Origin of the sequence: Ramlibacter cellulosilyticus, assembly GCF_014297465.1 — a bacterium.
GTDB lineage: Bacteria > Pseudomonadota > Gammaproteobacteria > Burkholderiales > Burkholderiaceae_C > Ramlibacter > Ramlibacter cellulosilyticus.
This window is the reverse complement of record NZ_JACORT010000010.1, coordinates 182,191-201,537: the sequence shown is the minus strand read 5'-3', so window position 1 is coordinate 201,537 and position 19,347 is coordinate 182,191. Positions and strand designations below refer to the sequence as shown.

At 69.9% G+C, this 19,347-nt stretch carries 1 protein-coding gene (only partly in view); it reads left to right on the top strand.

Annotated elements, in window-relative coordinates; genetic code table 11:
- Positions 1–19,347, top strand: the 3' portion of a protein-coding gene (locus H8N03_RS21140) for an OmpA family protein (RefSeq protein ID WP_187078205.1). Its footprint begins 15,996 nt before the window's first position; 19,347 of the gene's 35,343 nt are visible here — the last part of the coding sequence; its start codon lies off the left edge, out of view; its stop codon occupies positions 19,345–19,347.

Below are 19,347 nucleotides of genomic sequence, written 5' to 3'. Positions count from 1 at the left end.
GCCGAGGCGGTCTCGGTCGCCACCGCCTTCAGCCTGGGCGGCGGCACGGTGGGCCTCTCGGCCGCCAGGTCGAACATCCGGCTCGACGGCCAGACCCGCGCGCGGATCGACAACAGCAAGGTGGCGGCGAATGGCGGCCAGGTGCTGGTCGACGCCCGCACCACCAGCGTGCTCACCAACGAACCGACGGCGGTGGCGGTGTCCGCCTCCGTCTCCATCGCCGGCCTGGCGCTGGCCGGTGCCGGCGCTTCGGGCGTCACCGACGTCACCCAGCTCGTGCAGGCGAGGATCTCCGGCGGCTCCGACGTCGACGCCTCCACCACGCTGACCGTGCAGGCCTTCGACAGCCTCACGTCGACCGTCGACGTGGGCGCGACCGCGGTCGCCCTGGGCGCCTTCGGCGGTGCCGCGGGCGTGGCCGAGGGCAAGAACCTGATCAGCACGCAGGCCCGCGCCTCCGTGGAGAACAGCAGCGCCAGCGCCAACGGCGGCGCGCTCACGATCCAGGCCGGATCGGACTACCAGGACGTCGACCTCCTGACCGACGTCGACGTGCTCGCCGTCGCGGCCACGCTGGCGGGCGGCGCCTTCGTGGGCGGCATAGGCACCGAGCAGATCGCCTCCACGGTGGAGGCGTTCGCGCGCGGCGCGACGCTGCACGCCACCGGCGCGGTGAAGCTGGATGCGGACAGCACCCACTACGTCGCCCCGACCGTGACCGGCGCCGCGTTCGCGCCGACCCTCTCGGTCTCCGCGATGGTCGCCAACGGCTTCGTGTCCGGCGCCACGCGCGCCTTCATCGACGGCGCCAGCGGCGTGACGTCCAGCGGCGCGCTGGAACTCACGGCGGACAGCTTCGCCGACGCGCGCCCGACCGGCACCTCGGTCGCCGTGGGCCTCGGCTCCGGCACCGCGCTCGCCGAGTTCAAGGCCGAAGTGACGCGCGAGACCGCGGCCTACGTCGGCACCCGCGCGGGCGTCACGCCGACGTCGGCCACCGTGCTGAACATCGGCAGCAGGCACCTGAAGCTGGATGCCGGCTCGCAGCTGACGGCCGTGGCCGACAACTTCGCGCTCGGCTTCGGCCTGCTGAACGGCAACTCGGCCTCCCGGTCCACGGCCACGGTGGAAGGCAAGACCTTCGCGTACGTGGGGCAGGGCGGCACGGTGAATGCCGGCAGCATCGAGATCCTCGCGGATTCGACCGACCGCGCGGAAGCCAGGAACAACGTCATCTCGGCGTCGCTCGGCGTCGCGGCCACCCTCGCGGAGGCGAACGCCACCGTGAGGAGCCGCACCGAAGCCTTCATGGGTGCGCAGGCGGGGGACGTGGCTTCCAACATCGCCACGGGCGCCAACGTAGGCGGCGGCACAATCACCATCGACGCCGACAGCCTGATGCAGGCGACGGCCGAGTCCAAGGGCGGCGGCTTCGCCGGCGTGGCGAACCTGACCTTCTTCAAGCCGACGGCGGACGCCGCCGGCGCCACGCGTGCGTACGTGCGCGACGGCGTGGACCTCACGGTCGGTACCCTGAACGTCACGGCCGGCACGGCCGCGGACAAGGTGGAGTACGACGCGACCGCCAAGGCGTTCGCCCTCGGCGTGACCTTCGGCGTCTCGGCGCAGGACCTGGCGGCGCTCGGCAAGGTCACCGGCGTCGTCGAGGCCTTCCTGGGCGCCTCCGTCGGCACCACGGGCGGCGGCGATCCCGACGCGACGATCAGGATCGGCAACACCGGCACGCCGCTCACGCTGAAGGCGTACGCGGACTACGACGCCGTGGCCGACACGGACGGCGCCGGCATCGGCCTGGTGAACATCGCTGCCTACAGCCCGACGGCCGACGCCGGAGGCGCCACGCGCGCCTTCGTCGGCGACAACATCGAGCTGGTCGGGCCCGACCTGAAGCTCGAGGCCAACGGCGACGCGCACGCGGATGCCGACCTGTTCAACCTGTCGATCTCCGCCGGCGCGAGCATCACGGAACTCAAGCCGATCGCGAAGGTGAGCAACGTCGTCGAGGCCTTCCTCGGCGGGCAGGTCGATGCGGTCAATCCCGACCAGGCCGTGATCCTCCTGCGCGACGCCTCCGGCAACCGCAAGAACGCCGACCTCGACGCGGTGAGCACGAGCCTCGCCGATTCCGAAACCCGCGGCATCTCGCTGTCCGGCCTGGTCAGCGTCTCGCAGGCGCGGGCGGACGCCTTCCTGCTGGGCGGCACGCGTGCCTATGTGGGCCAGAACACGCACCTGACGGCCAACAACGTCGACATGCTGGCGGACGAAGCGTCCGCGCTGGCGAAGAGCACGGTGAAGAACGTGGCGGCCGCGGGCGCGGCCAGCGTCAGCGTGCTGGAATCGAATGCGGCGGCCAGCCGCGAGACCGAGTCCTTCGTCGGCCAGGACTCCATCGTCGACCTGCAGGGCGGCACGCTCACGGCCCGTGCGGACACCGTGATGGCGACGCCGATGGCGGACGCCTCCGTGTCCTCGGGCAGTGGCGCCGGCATCGCGCAGGTCTCCGTCCTCAAGGCCACTTCCTCGGTGGGCACCGGGACGGGCCAGGACTCGGCCACCCGCGCCTACATAGCCGACGGCGCCAACGTCACGGCCGGCAACGTGGTGCTGGATGCGGACTCCAGCACCGAGGCGAAGGCCATCATCGACACCGTGGGCGGCGCCGGCATCGCGAGCATCTCCGTGACCGACATCACGGCGACCGGCGGGCACGACACCGAGGCGTACGTCGGGGACGCCACCCTGGCCTTGAGCGGCTCGCTGCAGGCCACCGCCAACGCCACGTCCAACGCCAGCCCGAGCTCGAGCACCGTCGACTTCGGCGGCGCGCTCGCGCTCGGCTCCACGGACATCGAGACCTTCATCACGTCCGAGACCAGCGCCTTCATCGGCGGTGGGGCGACGGTCTCGGCGACCAGCATCCGCCTGCTCGCGGACGCGACCCACATCGCCAACGCGGCCGCCAGTTCGGGCGGCGGCTCCCTGATCGCGTCGATCTCCGACCTCGACGCCAATGCGACCGACTCCGGCAAGGCGACGGTGCGCATAGGCTCCATGTCCGGCAGCACCGCCACCTCGGTCACGACCACGGCGGGCGGCATCGACGCCGACGCGGTCCTCCACTCGACGGTCACTTCCGAATCGCAGGGCCTCAACTTCGCGCTCGGCGTGGCCAACGGCAACGTCCAGACCAAGGCGGACAACAAGGCCAGCGTGGTCGGCCGCATCGGCGAGAACGCCAACGTGAACGTGCAGGGCGGGACCTTCGACTTCCTCATCGACCTCGACGCGCTCGCGCGCGGCATGGCCACCGTCGCGGCGGGCGGCGCGGTGCCGGTCGCGCTGTCGAAGACCGACGTGGACTTCACGGGCGCCGCCACCCTGACGGTGGGCACGGGCAGCAAGGTCAACGCCGACGGCGACGTCAGCATCCGTGCGCGGATCAACAGCAACGACGGCGGCTTCCTGGACCAGAACGACGGCAAGGGCGCCATCGGCACGGCCGACAACGCCTCCGGCGGCGCGGTGGACGTGTCGTCCGGCGACGTCTCGGTGGATGCGAATTCCACCCTGACCCTGACCATCGCGGCGGGCGCGACCCTGACCACCGACGGCGGCGACGTGAACGTCGCGGGCGTGCACTCCAACACCGCCTACGGCGCGTTCTCTCGCGCCGGCGGCGGCCTGGTGAGCGTGGGCTCGGGCAACGTGGTCGCCACCGCGCTGGGCGCCACCACCGTCTCCTTCCTGGGCAACGTCGACGACGGGCTCGGCACGCAGACGAACAACCTCAACGTCCAGGCGCAGACCTTCTCGGTGTCCGAAGCGACCTTCGGCACCACCAGCGGCGGCGGCGTGAGCGTGGAGAACACCGGCACCGTCGGTGCCCGCACCGACACCGACCAGACCCTGGAGTTCGCCAGCAACTCCAGCGTGATGCACCTCGCCGGCGGGATCAACGTCACGTCCAACCTGCTCACCGACGCCGACAGCAAGTCCGAGTCCGCCGGCGGCGGCGGCGTGCGCGTCACCAACCTCGACCCCTACGCACGCGCGGTGGGGCTGGTGAACCTGAACGTCGGTGCCGCCAGCAGCGTGACCGCCGGCGGCGACGTGACGATCAATGCGAACCACGGCGCGGCGGCGCAGGACGTCTCCGACGGCACCATCCAGTCCGTGGACGCGTCCGATCCGGGTGCCGTCTCCACGCCCGGCGAGAACAACTTCATCGAGTTCGGCCTGCCGCACCTGCTGGCCACGGGCGCCGAGATCACCTACGCCGGCACCACGTCCGGCGGCGTCGAGAACGAGCGCAACTACTCGGTCGTCACCAAGACCGGCAGCGCGGTCTACCTGGGCGAAGTGTTCAGCGGCGCGAACGTCAACACGGCGCGCGACACGATCACCATCCCGGACCACACCTTCGAAACCGGCGACGTGGTCTTCTACCACTCCAACGCCGGCAGCGCCAAGGTGGGCGGGCTGGACCACGGCGGCAAGTACAAGGTGGTGGTGATCGACGCGAACACCATCAAGCTGCTCGCCTTCGGCCAGGCCGAACCCCAGGTCACGGTGGGCCGCGGCGCGGTGGCCGCCAACACGGTGACCGCGGCGAACAACTTCACCGACGCCAGCCAGCCGGTCACCTACCGCCTGGTGGCGCCCAAGGAGTTCCGCAGCAACGTGGTCGACGCCAGCGTGGACACCTCCACCGGCACGATCACGCAGGACTTCTCCAACCGGATCTTCATCGCCGGCCACGGCTTCACGGCCGGCACCGCGGTGGTCTACCGGGCCAGCGACCCGTCACGCACCATCGAGGTCATCGGCGGCGCGGACCTGGTGGATGGACAGATCTACTACGTCGCCAACGGCGGCAGCGCGATCGGCACCTCGCCGGGCTTCAACTTCGACAGCAACTACATCCGCCTGGCGCGCACCTTCAACGAGGCCGTCGGCTTCATCAACAACAACGGCACGCCTGGCGACACGAGCGACGACTTCTACGTCGCGCCCGTGGTGATGAACCTGGCGCAGAACGTGGCCACGGCCGAAGTGCAGGTGCTCCACACGCTGCGGGACTTCCGCAACGAGGCCCTCGACGGGCTGGTGGACGGCCAGTCGTACTTCGTCGTCAACCGCACGGCCGGCAGCTTCCAGCTGTCCCACACGGAAGGCGGCCCGGCGATCGCGTTCGACAACGACGGCATCTTCGGCGGCTCGCACAGGTTCGTCGTCGACGGCGTGGACCTGGAAGACCAGCTGGGTGGCTCGGGCCAGTACCTGGTGCTGGACCTCACCGGCAACATCAACGGCAGCTTCAACGGCATCGGCGGCGCGCGCGGCTTCTTCGGCGCGCCTTCCGGCGACAGCACGGTGACTTCCTCGGCCACCGGCGTGGCCGGCGGCGCCATCGAGGTCGGCAGCGCCAACACGGACGCCGACCAGACGGTGCAGACCAACCTGACCGTGGCCGGCGGCTCGAACATCGCCGGCGACAACGTCAGCATCTCCGTCACCAGCGTGCTGGGCGTGGTCGCCACCTCCGACGGCGGCGGCGGCGGCGGCATCTCCGTCGGCGCGGCGGATGCCGAGGCGGTGGGCACCCACGAAGCCACCCTCACCATCGGCAACAACGCCAACATCGCGGCGCTGCACGACATCTCGGTGTTCCTGAACGGGACGTCCACGGCCTCGTCCTATGCCGAAACCAGCAACGGCGGCCTGTTCGCCGGCGGCGGCGGCGACGCGGACACGGACCTCAACTTCGACTTCGACGTCAGCGTCAGCGGCAACCTCACGGCCAACGGCCGCATCGACATCACGAGCGACGTGAGCGCCGTCGGGACGGCGGACGCCGAATCCGACGCCGGCGGCCTCGGTGCGGGCACCTCGGTCAGCGCCGAGTCCCGCGTCGGCACCGCGTCCACGACGGCCGCGGGGGTGAGCGGCCCGCCCGTGGCGGTCAGCGCCGGCAACAACCGGATCACCATCGGCGGCCAGGCGGACCTGGTCGGCACGAACGTCGTGGTCTCCGCCGACATCAACAAGCTGAAGGCGACCTCGTTCGCCGAGACGGACGTCGGCGGCGGCGGCGGCTTCGCGATCGCGAGCACCAACAGCCAGGTGCGGGGCGACAGCGAAGTGATCCTGCGCAACGGCTCGGAGATCACCGGCAACGAGGACATCCTCGTCGAGGCCCGCCTCTCGCAGGTGGTCAGCAACGCCACGGCCGACGCGGCCCTCTACGCCATCGGCGGCTACTCCGAAGCCAACGCCTCGACCGCCACCACCACCAAGGCCAAGGTCGAGGGCGAGTGGGAGGCGATCCTGCGCACCGCGCAGCTGGACGTGAAGGCCGAGCAGCACGGCGTCTCCGCCGCCGGCATCGGCAATGCGCACGGCGTGTTCATCGGGCCCGAGTACGACAACGGCAGCACTGGCGCGCTCAACGCCGACCGCCACATCTTCTGGGAATCGCACGTCATCCTGCTGGGCGAGCCGAACCCCGAACTCGAGATCGACGCGGACGGCAAGATCACCAAGCTGGTGAACGTGGAGTTCCTCGGCGCCAACGCCGGCAAGCAGGTCGGCGACACGCTGGTCGGCACCCAGGTGATCCTGGACGACATCATCTACGACGAAGCCGGCAAGGTGACCTTCTATGCCAACGACGTCAGCTTCCCGCGCAACGGCGTCATCTGGGGCAACGAGGGCCTGATCGAGAGCCAGCGCACCTGGGACTACGTGCGCCTGGTCAACGACTCCACCCTGGACCTGGTGGTGAACCACATCGACACCAGCGACGGCGCCTCCGTCGTGGACATCGTGGTGGACACCATTCCGTACGACGGTGCGGGCAAGGGCAACAACGTCGCCATGAACGCCGGCGCGATCGGGAACACGTTCGAGTTCGACCTCAACCTGTTCTATCCGCAGACGCACGTCCAGATCCGCAACCGCGAGGCGGACGGCAACGAGGACAGCGACATCATCCTGCTCGGCGGCATCGAGAACACGATCGGCAAGACGACGATCGAGAACCAGCGCGGCAACATCCGCGTCGACGAGCGCAACCTGGTCGTGGAGCAGGGCGCGCTGCCGCCCGCCATCTTCGACGAAGGCCTGATCCGCACCAACCAGCTGGACGTGGACGCCAGCGGCGACATCGGCAACCAGAACGCCAGCGGCGGCACGCGCAGCGCCCTGATGGTGGAGCTGATGCGGATCACGCACGCCACCGAGCGCGGCGAGACGCCGACGCTGAAGCAGGTGCACCTGTTCGCGGACGCCGGCGGCGACGCCGTGCTGGACATCGCCCTGCACGACCGGTCCGAGAACCCGGCCCTGGGCGACCTCGCCGTCACCATCGACCGCATCCGCGCCGGCGACGACGTGGACGTGGTGGTGAACGACTCGCGGGCGGGCGACGACCTGTCCGACATCGAGGGCATCACGGTCGCGACCTACAACCCGCCGGACCTCGCCACCAAGCAGGCGCGCTCCGACGAGTACTTCGACCACTTCAGCCCGGACGAGTTCGACGGCTCGCAGTACGACTTCATCCGCCGCAGCTACGGCACCGGGTACGACGAGGTCGACTCCGTCTACACCTTCGCCGACGTGCGCGCCGGCGACGACATCGACGTCGGCCACGTCTCCACGACCGCCTTCTTCGGCGAGCCGCGCAGCTACGCGACGACGTCCATCGGCGGTTCGCCCTACGGCGCCAGCGTGGGCCTGGACACGACTCCCGACACGGTGATCGACTTCATCGTCCACACCGACGTGGACTGGACGGGCGGCACCTCCGAGCCCGACGGCATCGAGCAGATCTTCCTGACCACCAACGGCGACATCACGGCGACCGAGGTGGCCGGGGACATGCTGGTCGGCCACATCCACTCCACCGGCGGCGACGTGACGCTGTTCTCGCCGGTCCGGATCCTGGATGCGGACGGGGAGCAGACGATCGACGTCACGGCCGACGACATCACCATGACCGCGGGCACCGCCGGCGGTACCGGCGGCGTCGGCCTCGCCACCGACTTCCTCGAGATCAACGTCGACCGCAACAACGCCACGGGCGTGCTGACGGTGGATGACACCGACGGGACATCGACGAACGGCGTGTTCCTGGGCGACCTGATCGCCAACATGCGCGTGGACATCGTCCACACCGAAGGCGACGTGGCGCTGCGCACGGTCGATGGTTCCATCCTGGAAGGCCGCCCCGGCGGCGCCGCCGGCGACAAGGACTTCGCCGCGGACGTGATCGGCAACTCGGTCGACATCGACGCCAACGGCACCGGTTCCGACATCGGGACGGCGGGCAACGACCTGGAGATCGACTCCTCGTTCTACGCGACCGGCGACGTCTCCCTGGAGGCGGCCGACAGCATCTGGCTGGCCGAGACGGGCGACACGCTGCGCCTGGTCCTGGCGCACACGTACACCGGCAACATCCGGCTGACGGTGCGCGACGCCGGCGCGCTGCCGGAGAACGACGACCTGGTGCTGCTCGCTGCCGGTTCCGCCCGCTTCGCCGAGGACAACACGACCAACCCAGGCAACCAGCCGGACGCGCTGCGCAACGTGGCGCACGGCCAGGTGTTCGCGGAGCAGGGGTCCGTGACGCTGCTGGTCGGCGACGACATCGCGCTGGACGACAACAGCCAGGTCGTGGCCAACCTCGGCATCGACATCTTCGGCGACGCGAACTTCTACGACGGCGACAACCTGCTGGCGGACCCGGATGCCGGCTACGGCACCGACATGGTCCTGCGCGGCCGGCTGATCGCCAACGCGCACCTGGTCACGGCCGGAACGACGTCCGGCGCCAACCCGATCGGCGTGGCGGAAGCCGAGGTGCTGACCGGGCCCACGCACCGGACGAACATCTGGGGCAACGGGGACGCGGACGCCATCCAGTTCGGCGACGCGACCGGCGCCAGCGGCACCACCACGTGGGGCCTGGACGGCTACATCTACCTCGGGTCCATGACGCGGGTGCACGGCGGCCAGACGGCGGGCACCGTCGGTACGCCTTCCGCGCCGGGCAACGACGGCGAGGACCGCTTCTCCGTGTACTTCCTGCAGGACACGGCGACGATCACCTCCCCGGTCACGCGCTACCTGAACCCGGTGACGAACACCTACGTCACCGTGGCGCTGGTCAACGGCGTTCCGACGCTCGACCCGCGGCACACCCTCACGCTGGACGGCCAGGCCGACAGCGACACCTACGAGGTGTTCACGCTGGGCAGCAACGGCGCCGACGAGCGCAACTACGTCGTCAACATCCTGGACAGCGGCCAGCCGCACGACGGGGTGGACGAGGCCTTCGTGTACGGCCTGGACAGCCCGCTCTCGGGCAGCGACCCGGTCACGCACGCGAAGTACGCGACCGACGACATCTTCGTGCTGCGCTCGGCATCCTCCCTGCCCGGCGAGACCGCCGACAGCCCTGCCTACGTGGCCCTGCTGCACGGCAACCTCGCCGAGTACCAGGACGTGGTGCAGAACAACGAGGACAGCCGCGAGGTCCAGCGGATCAACTACGACACGGGCCTCAACGGCCGCCTGACCGTGGAGGGCCGCGGCGGCAACGACGCCTTCTTCTCGGACGACAGCACCGTCACCACCACCCTGGACGGCGGCGCGGGCGACGACCAGTTCCAGGTCGGCCAGGTGTTCGGCGAGAAGCGCAACATCGCCAACGGCAACCTGCTGGCGCAGGACGTGTTCCCGAACCTGGTGGCCACCACGCGCGGCTGGCTCAGTGCCGGCAGCAACGCGCCCATGCTCGTGCACGGCGGCACCGGCAACGACGAATTCCGCGTCTACTCCAACCAGGCCGAACTGCGGCTGGAAGGCGACGACGACAACGACCTGTTCATCGTGCGGGCGTTCGCGCTTGCAGCGACGGTGGACTTCGACTGGAACAACGACGGCGTGCAGGACAAGGCGGACCTGGACGGCGGCGTGGCCGTGCTGAAGAAGCTGGAAGAGATCCGGCTTGCCAACCCCGGCTTCACGCTGGCTCAGGTGGTGAATGCGCTGCCCTCCAGCCTCATCGGCACGTTCTCGCCGACGTACAAGGCGGACCTGCTGGCGAAGCTGGCGGCCCTGCCGCCGGCGGGCGTGGGCATCAGCCCCTTCGACGTGAACCGCGACGGCGGCATCAACTTCCTCGACCTGATGCTCACGGCGACGGTGGCGGACGACACGATCGTGCTCGACGAGCATGGCGTCGCCACGCCGCAGATCGGCCTGGGCTTCTCCGTGGCGCAGGCGCCGGACATCCGCGCCGGCGGCGGCCAGGACGAGGTGCGCTACAACGTCAATGCGCCCGTCTCGGTGGACGGCGGCACCGGCTTCGACAAGCTGGTGATCCTCGGCACCGAGTTCGCGGACGACATCGCCATCACGCAGGACGGCATCTTCGGCGCGGGCCTCAACGTCCGCTACGACAACGTCGAGGTGGTGGAGGTGGACGGCCTGGAGGGCGACGACGAGTTCTTCGTGCAGTCCACCGCCTTCGGCGTGGCCTACCGCGTGATCGGCGGGCTGGGTTCCGACACGATCAACGTGACCGGCGACGTCGTCGAGGACATCATCACCCGCGAGCTGGAAGGCGCTTCCGGCGCGGTGAACCACCTGGTCAGCTCCGACGACGCGCTGTACGACGGGCTGGTGGTGGATGGCTTCGACTACAACGTGGCCACCGCGGGCGAAGGCATCGTGGTGATCGACGAGGGCGCCGACGGCTTCACGGCGGTGCGCGAAGGCGGCCCGCGCCAGGTGGACAGCTACACCGTGCGGCTCGCCCGCGAACTGCTGCTGGGCGAGGTGGTGTACGTGACGGTCTCGGCCGCGCGCACCACGCAGGAAGAGGACGAGAACACCTTCTCCAACCCGGCGCCGCTGCCCAATGGCGAGGGCGACTCGATCTGGCTGTCGGCGCTGCCGCCGGCGGACTTCGATGCGCCGCTGGACGGCGAGTTCCAGCGCACGGTGCTGGTCAACGGCGTGCCGACGCAGGTGAACAACCGCGCCCTGGTGCTGCGCTTCGACCACACCAACTGGGACGACGTGCAGACCGTCTACGTCTACGCGCCGGACGATCCACGCGCCGAAGGCGACCGCGTGGTGGTGGTGCAGCACACGGTGATCTCCAACGCCGACGACTACGACGATGCCGACGTGCGCAACGTCGAGGTCGAGGTCCGCGACAACGACACGCCGGGCGTGTACGTCACCGAGGTCGACGCGCTCGGCAACGAGGACGGCCGGACCCTGGTGGTCGAGGGCACGGCGGTGACCGGCCTGAAGGACGAGATCCGCCTGCAGCTGGCGAAGGATCCCGCCTTCGGCACGACGGTGGTGATCGACATCGTGCTGAACGACTTCGCCGACCAGGCGATGGCCTTCTTCGACATCGCGGGCGACAGCCGCCTGCAGATCTTCGCCAACCCGACCTACGACGCGGTGAACGACCGCGTGGTCGTGGGCCGCGCCACCTTCACCAACAACGGCGTGGCCGGCTGGGACGCGGCCATCCGCCTCGGGGTGGAGGCGCGCGACGACGCCACCCGCGAGGACCCGCAGGTCGCGGTGGTCCGCTTCGAGCGCAACGCCGCCACGACGGACGCCAACTACGTGTTCCCGAACCTGCGCTCCGGCCTGCAGCTGCTGGACGTCGACGTGATCGACGACGAGACGGCGGGCGCGGTGGTGCTGGAAAGCGGCGGCAGCACGGTGCTGGTCCCCGACGTCCCCGCCGGCTCCGGCGTGAACGACGACTACGACATCCGCCTCACGCGGCAGCCGACCGACGACGTGCACGTGGCCCTGCTGACCGACGGCCTGGCCGACATCGTCTCGGTGGACGGCGTGGCGGTGACGCCCGACGACTACGTGGAAGTGGGCGGCTTCCGGCCCATCCAGGTCTTCTCCGGCACCATCGTGTTCGGCACCAACGGCGTGCAATCCACGCTGACGCGCGGCGCGGGCTCCGACCTGGGCAGCTTCATCGACGAGGGCTTCCATGCGGGGCAGTTGATCCGCATCGGCGGCGGCGGCGCCGGCAACGACGGCGACTTCACGATCCTCTCCGTCACCGACGACACCATCACCCTGGGCACGCTGCTCACCGGCGCGCTCGGCGCGTCGGCGGACGACGTGGCCCTGAGCGACCTGGCGAGCATCGAGGTGTTCGAGGGAACGGTCTCCTACGGCGTCACGCCGGGCACGGACGACTTCCCGGGCGAGTACCTGCTGCGCAACCTCGCCGCCGACGAGGCCGGCTGGCTGGGCGAAGGCTTCCTGGAAGGCATGTGGGTCCGCGTGATCAACCTCGCCAACCCGCTGCAGGAAGTCGAACTCAAGATCCAGCTGATCCGTGGCGACAACGACAGCAAGGACGCCAAGCTGCAGTTCACCGGCGAGACGGCGCTGCCCGCCTGGCTGACGGGGGGCTCCCTGCAGGTCAAGGTGGTGCGCATCGCCGCGCAGGCGACCTTCACCGGCGCCGACTGGTACCAGCAGCAGAACATCGTGCTGGAGGCGGACACCGACTTCGTCGTGCCGCCGATGCGCGAGGGCGTCAAGATCTTCCCGGTCTCGACGCACATGCTGTCCAAGCTGCGCGGCCCGCTGGCGGTGGAAGGCGGCCCCACCGGCGCCGACCGCTCGCTCACCAACGGCGTGAAGCTGCCGGGCGAGAAGGACACGTTCCTGATCGCCATCGGCGCGCAGCCGCCGGAGAGCCAGCAGATCGACGTGCTGAACATCTTCAACGACTCCAGCCAGGCCGACGGCACCGGCACGATGGACGAGACCACGCTGCGCGGCTTCGGCATGGCGGAGGACCTGGACTTCGGCCCCATCGCGGGACCGACCTTCGGCGAATCCAGCCTGTTCCCGGGCGGCATCAGCTTCGGCAAGGTGAACTTCGGCTCGGGCGGGTTCGGCACCGACAACAACGAGAGCACGATCGAAGTCGTCAACCTGATGCTGGGCGAGGGCAACGACCACCTCGACATCGAAGGCACGCTGAACCCGGCGCCCTTCGTGTCGGCGGAGAACGAGTTCCTGTTCACGGGCACGCCTTCCGGCGGCACGATCCAGCGCGAAGGCTTCGACTGGAAGGCGCAGGGCTTCCTGCCCGGCCAGCAGGTCTCCATCGAAGGCGTGGCGGGCACCTGGACGGTCGTCGAGGTGCAGGATGCGATCGAGCTGGTGCCCGACGGCATGGGCGGCTTCGTGAGCCTGCAGGACCCGAACGACAACTCCATCCTGGTGCTGGCGGGCGCTCCGCTGCCCAGCGGCCTGCAGGACCGCAAGATCACGGCCGTCGATGCGCTGGTGATCGAGAACCTGGCCGTGGACGTCACCCAGACGGCCACCGGCGGCGTGGTCACGCGCCGCGACGGCGCCGACTGGGAGGACGACGGTTTCCTCGCCGGGCACCTGGTGTCCATCGGGACGGCGGAGAACGCCGTGCAGTACCGCGTGCTGTCCATCGAAGGCGACACGATGGAGCTGCTGGGCGTGCCGCTCGCGACGCAGGTCAACGTGACGAAGCTGTTCTGGGTCCAGGGCCCGCACGGTTCGCTGACCGTCGTCCACGGCGGCGGCAACCTGTACCTGGAGACCGAAGGGGAGTTCCACCAGCAGACGGTCACGGGCGCCAACGAGCTGACCCGCATGGACGGGCGCAACTGGCAGGCGGACGGCTACGCGGTCGGCCAGCACATCCAGCTGGCGGGCGAGGCGCAGACGCGCGTCATCCTCGGCTTCGCCGATGCGCGGGCGGGGCTGGAGCCCGCCGGCTCCTTCGCCACCTGGGGAACGGGTTCGCGGATGGTCCTGTCCGGGCCGGCGTTCGCGACCGCCACGGCGGAAAGCGAACTGCACGTGTCCGAAGCCCTGCGCACCGAGGCCGACGTGGCCCTGACCGTCACGGTGGACACGCTGTCCCGCACCAGCGGCAGCTGGCTGGCCGATGGCTTCTACGTGGGCCAGGTCGTGTACATCGAAGGCGTGGCGGGCGGCTTCACCGTCGCCCAGCTCTCCGCCAGCGACATGAAGCTGCAGGGCGCCGCGTTGAGCGCCTCCGTCGGCTCCAGCGCGGCGAATCCCACCGTGAAGGTGTTCGGCTTCGACGCGCGCTTCGATGGTGGCAGGCAGATCGGCGGCGACCACATCACCATCTCCGGTGGTGCCGGCCCGAACAGCCCGCTCGTCGTGTACGGCGACACGAGCCAGGACGGCGTCTGGTATTCCGGCCACAGCTACGACCGGCTCGGCCTCGAGTTCGGGCCCAAGCCCTTCGATCCCTTCCCGTACCTGCCGGACGGCGAGAACGAGGACAACGAGTGGGTGTTCCCGATCGCCAACCCGTATACGTACGCGGGCAACGACGTCATCGACGCGAGCGCGCTGTTCGCGGGCGTGGCGGCGGCCAACCTGCCGTCCGTGGGCTTCACGGCCTACGGCGGCGCCGGCAACGACGTGATCATCGGCAGCCAGGCCGGCGACCACCTCGCCGGCGGCTCCGGCGACGACACCATCCTCGGCCAGCGCGGCGTGGACCACATCTACGGCGACTCGGGCGTCAACGTGGACATCCTCACGCGCGCGCTCACGATCCCGACGGTGGACGCGAGCCCGGCGCCGAGCGTCGACCCGGACCTGCAGGCGAGCGATTCGACCTTCCAGCCGGTGAAGTCGCCGGTGCGCGACAGCCTCGAGGCCGGCCGCGACGTGATCCACGGCGACGGCGCCGGCACGGTGACCGGCGGACCGGAGTACGCCTACGACGACATCATCTTCGGCGACCACGGCGTGATCGTGCAGGCGGTGGCGGATCCCAACCTGCCCGATCCGCGCCCGCAGAAGATCCAGACGACGGCGCTCGGCACGTTGATCAGCATCCACTCGGCGGAACTGCAGAACGGCGACGACGACGTGATCTTCGGCAACCTGGGCCGCGACATCATCGTCGCCGGCACGGGCCACGACATGGCCGACGGCGACGAGGCGGACGACCTGGTCTTCGGCGACAACGTGACGGCGCTCACGCGCCGCCCGGGCGACATCACCAGCACGCGCTTCCAGACGCTGGCCGGGACGCTGATCTACAGCCGCACCGACGAGCCCGTGCCCGCAGGCTTCGGCACCGTCACGGCGGCCAACAGCGGCCTGCTGCTGGTGGACGGCACGCCGCGCAACTACCGCGACCCGGACGGCGCGCCGTGGTGGGCCGAGTACACGATAGCCTACAAGGCATTGCATACGATCGACATGGATCGCGGCCTCGTCGGCAAGGGCAGCTTCGGCAACGACTACCTCGCGGGCGGCGCGAAGCACGACCTCGTGTTCGGCCAGCTGGGCAACGACGTCGTGCAGGGCGACGGCGGCATCGAAGGCGCCTTCGCGGCCACGGCGCACGTGGGGGCCACGCGCACCCCGGGCGGCGTGAACGACCCGATCGGCCCGCTGAGCGTCGTCACCTCGTATGAGGCGGCCACGGACGGCGAGGACTACATCGAGGGCGGCGGCGGCAACGACGTCGTGTTCGGCGGCCTCGGGCAGGACGACATCGTCGGCGGCAGCTCCTCGCACTTCGGCCTGGCGGCCAACGCCAACCCGCTGAAGCACGAGCGGCCCGACGGCGACGACATCCTGTTCGGCGGCGCCGGCACCAACGCCGCGCGCAATGACCTGGGCGATGCCACGCTGACCAATGCGGCCGGCACCAATGCGCCGCAGGACGTGGTGACGCACGTCGCGAACGGCCACTCGCTGGACGCCGACACCATCCTCGGCGACAACGGCAACATCGTCCGCCTCGTGGGCCTGAACCACGTGGACGGCCAGGGCGTGCTGCCCGGACAGCTGTACCTGTCCTTCAAGTACGACAACAACAGCCTGTACCCCGGCCAGGGATACGGCGACCAGAAGATCATCGTGCGCGGCGTCAGCCAGCTCGATTACACGCCCGGCGGTCCGGCCTACCGGCCCGACCTGTTCGGTGCCGCCGCGGCCGGCTTCTTCACGGTCAACGGCCTGAACGCGCGCTACGACATCGGCGGGGCCGACGAGGTGCACGGCGAGGCGGGCGACGACACGGTCTACCTCGGCGCCAGCAACGACATCGCCTTCGGCGACGGCCAGGACGACGACATCATCGGCGGCTGGGGCAGCGACTGGATCTCCGGCGGCACGGGGCAGGACGGCGTGATCGGCGACGACGGCCGCATCTCCACCAGCCGCAACACTTCGGTGGCGGCCAACGCGGAGAGCCTCTACGGCGTCGATGCACTGCTCGCGTCCGACCCGGACACGCGCACGACCCAGGGCAACGTGATCAACGAGTTCGCGTACACCCCGGGCCAGCACCAGACCGAGACGCTCAACATCGCCGGCGAGCTGAAGAAGACGGTGGACCTCACGCCGTACTCGCTGTCGCCGGTGGCGCTGGGCCTGGGCGAGAACCCGCGCTTCGACCCGATGCATGCCGACGACGTGATCTTCGGCGGCCTGGGCGACGACTTCCTGCACGGCGGCGCCGGCGACGACGCCATCAGCGGAGCGGAAGCGCTGTCCGAGTCGTACACGGTGCGCTTCGGCGCGGATGGCCAGGTGGCCGGCCTCGTGCGCACCGACTTCACGCGTCCGTGGAACCCGGGCAACCTGCTGTACTTCGGCGACGACACCGACCCGTGGAACGCGCCCAAGCCGGTGCAGCCGCACCTGGGCGAGTTCTTCCTGTACGACGAGTACGACCCGCGCCGCACGATCCTGTTCGTCGGCACGTCGGGCGCGGTGTGGGACGAGGACACGCCGCTGCCTCCGGGCGGCACGCTGCTGGACCTGAAGCAGTACTTCCTGAACTTCGCCGAGAACGAGGGCGTGAAGATCGGCGGCTACACGCAGTTCAACAACAACGGCACGCCCATCCTGTCGTCCTTCCAGTACCGCGAGAGCGACGGCGAGGACGCGATCTTCGGCGACCTGGGCAACGACTGGCTCGTGGGCGGCACCGGCCGCGACCACATCTACGGCGGCTGGGGCAACGACCTCATGAACGCCGACGACGTGATCGGCGCGAAGGCGGTCTCCTACGACACGACGGGCGCGCTGAACGATGCGCCGGACACGCACGTCTCGTACGAAGACCGGGTCTTCGGCGGCGCGGGCCTGGACATCCTGATCGGCAACACCGGCGGCGACCGGCTGATCGACTGGGTCGGCGAGTTCAACAGCTACATCGTGCCGTTCTCGCCGTTCGGCATGTCGACGGTGAGCCGCCAGGTGCCGCCGCAGCTGTTCGACTTCCTCTACGGGCAGGCGTACAGCGACGGCGCGGACATCACGCGCACCGCGGACACCGGCGACCGCAACGGCGACGACAAGTACAGCAACGTCAACGGGCTGATGGGCGGCATCCACAGCGAGATCGGCCTCATCACGCAGAAGGACCACGGCTACTGGCAGGACCAGACCGGCGGGCCGACCGATCCGCAGCCGGGCAACATCCCCGGCGGCGGCCGCGACGTCCGGCGCACGGCGGACTTCAATGCCGGCACGATGGACGCGATGGCGGTGGACAGCGGCAGCTTCGCCGTGACCGGCGGCAAGCTGTCGGTCTCCGCGGCCACGACGGTCAGCGCCGCGGTGGCGGTCTGGTACCACGACACCTACCTGCCGACCTACTACGAGGTCGTCGCCTCGGTCCAGAGCGACAAGCCCACGGGCGGCTGGAAGGCCAACGCCTACGTCATCTTCGACTACTTCTCGCCCACCGACTTCAAGTACGCCGGCATCAACGTCTCGACCAACAAGATCGAGATGGGCCACCGTACCGCTTCCGGCTGGGTGCTGGACGCGCAGTCGCCGACGCAGGTGAAGCCGAACCAGGCCTACGAAGTGCTGGTGGCGGTCAACGGCACGAACGTGACGGTGACGGTCGACAGCAAGGCCTACTTCAGCTACACCTACGCGCCGCGCGTGATCGACGGCGTGGGCTACGGCCTCAACAAGGGCCTGCTGGGCATGGGGTCAGACCAGGCGCGCGGCACCTTCGACAACGTCTCGCTGCGCGTGCTGCCGGCGACGATCACCTTCGAGCACAAGGAGCAGTTCGCATCCGGCGACGGCCCGCTGTACGGCGACGCCACGACGGGCACGTGGTCGGTCAGTGGCGGCCGCTACCGGGGCGCGCCGGGTGCGGGCAGCGAACCCGCGATCAGCCTGGCGACGCTGGCGGTGGACGGCCTGCAGCCCGGCGCCACGCTGGACCTGTCCGCGATCGTCAACACGCAGGGCCGCGCGGGCTTCGTGTTCGACTACTACGGCCCGTCGGACTTCAAGTTCGTCGCGATCGACGCCGCGACCGACCAGGTGCTGGTCGGCCACCGCACGCCGCGCGACGGCTGGGTCATCGACAAGGTCGCCGCGCGCGACATCGTGGCCGGCACCGACTACACGCTGTCGCTGTCCATCCGCTACAGCGTGGTGACCGTCAGCGTCAACGGCTCCGTCGCGTTCAGCCACGCCTACAACGGCGTTCCGGTCGACGGACGCATGGGCCTGTTCACCCGCGGGGCGGCCAGCACCTTCGACGACGTCTCGCTGCAGACCAACGACCCGCAGTTCACCGCGCTGGGCGGCGGCGCGGCGATGCTGAGGGCCGCAGGCACGCCGGACGCGCGCGGCGCGGATTCCACCGTGACCGTGGCGCAGATCCAGCCGCTGTTCGAGGAAGCCCTGCGCCGCTGGGTCCGCACCGCCGACGAGGCGACGCTGGACGCCATGCGCGCGGTGGCGTTCGAGGTGGTGGACCTGGCCGGCGACCAGCTGGGCGCCTACGACGACGGCGTGGTCTACATCGACGTGGACGCCGCCGGCCACGGCTGGTTCGTCGACGCGACGCCGACTGACGATCGCGAGTTCCTGGTGCCGGGCACCGGCCCGGCCGCGGGGCAGATGGACCTGCTGAGCGTCATCGCCCACGAGCTGGGCCATGCCGCGGGGCTGGGGCACGACGAGGTGGGGGTGATGGACGACACCCTGGCCGCCGGCGAACGCAGCATCGCGCCCGCGCCGGACCTGGTTTCCACTCCCCCGATGGTGGTGTGGGAAAACCCGCTGGTCGTCGCGCCGCCACCGGTGCACTCTGCATCCCCGGCCGCGCCGGCGTGGATGGACGACTTCCTGAACCACCGGGGCAGGAACGAGCAGGAACGCAACCCGAACGCGTCGCTGCGCATCAACCTGAAGCCGACGCTCGGGGCGGGACAAGGAGGAAGCCGTTGA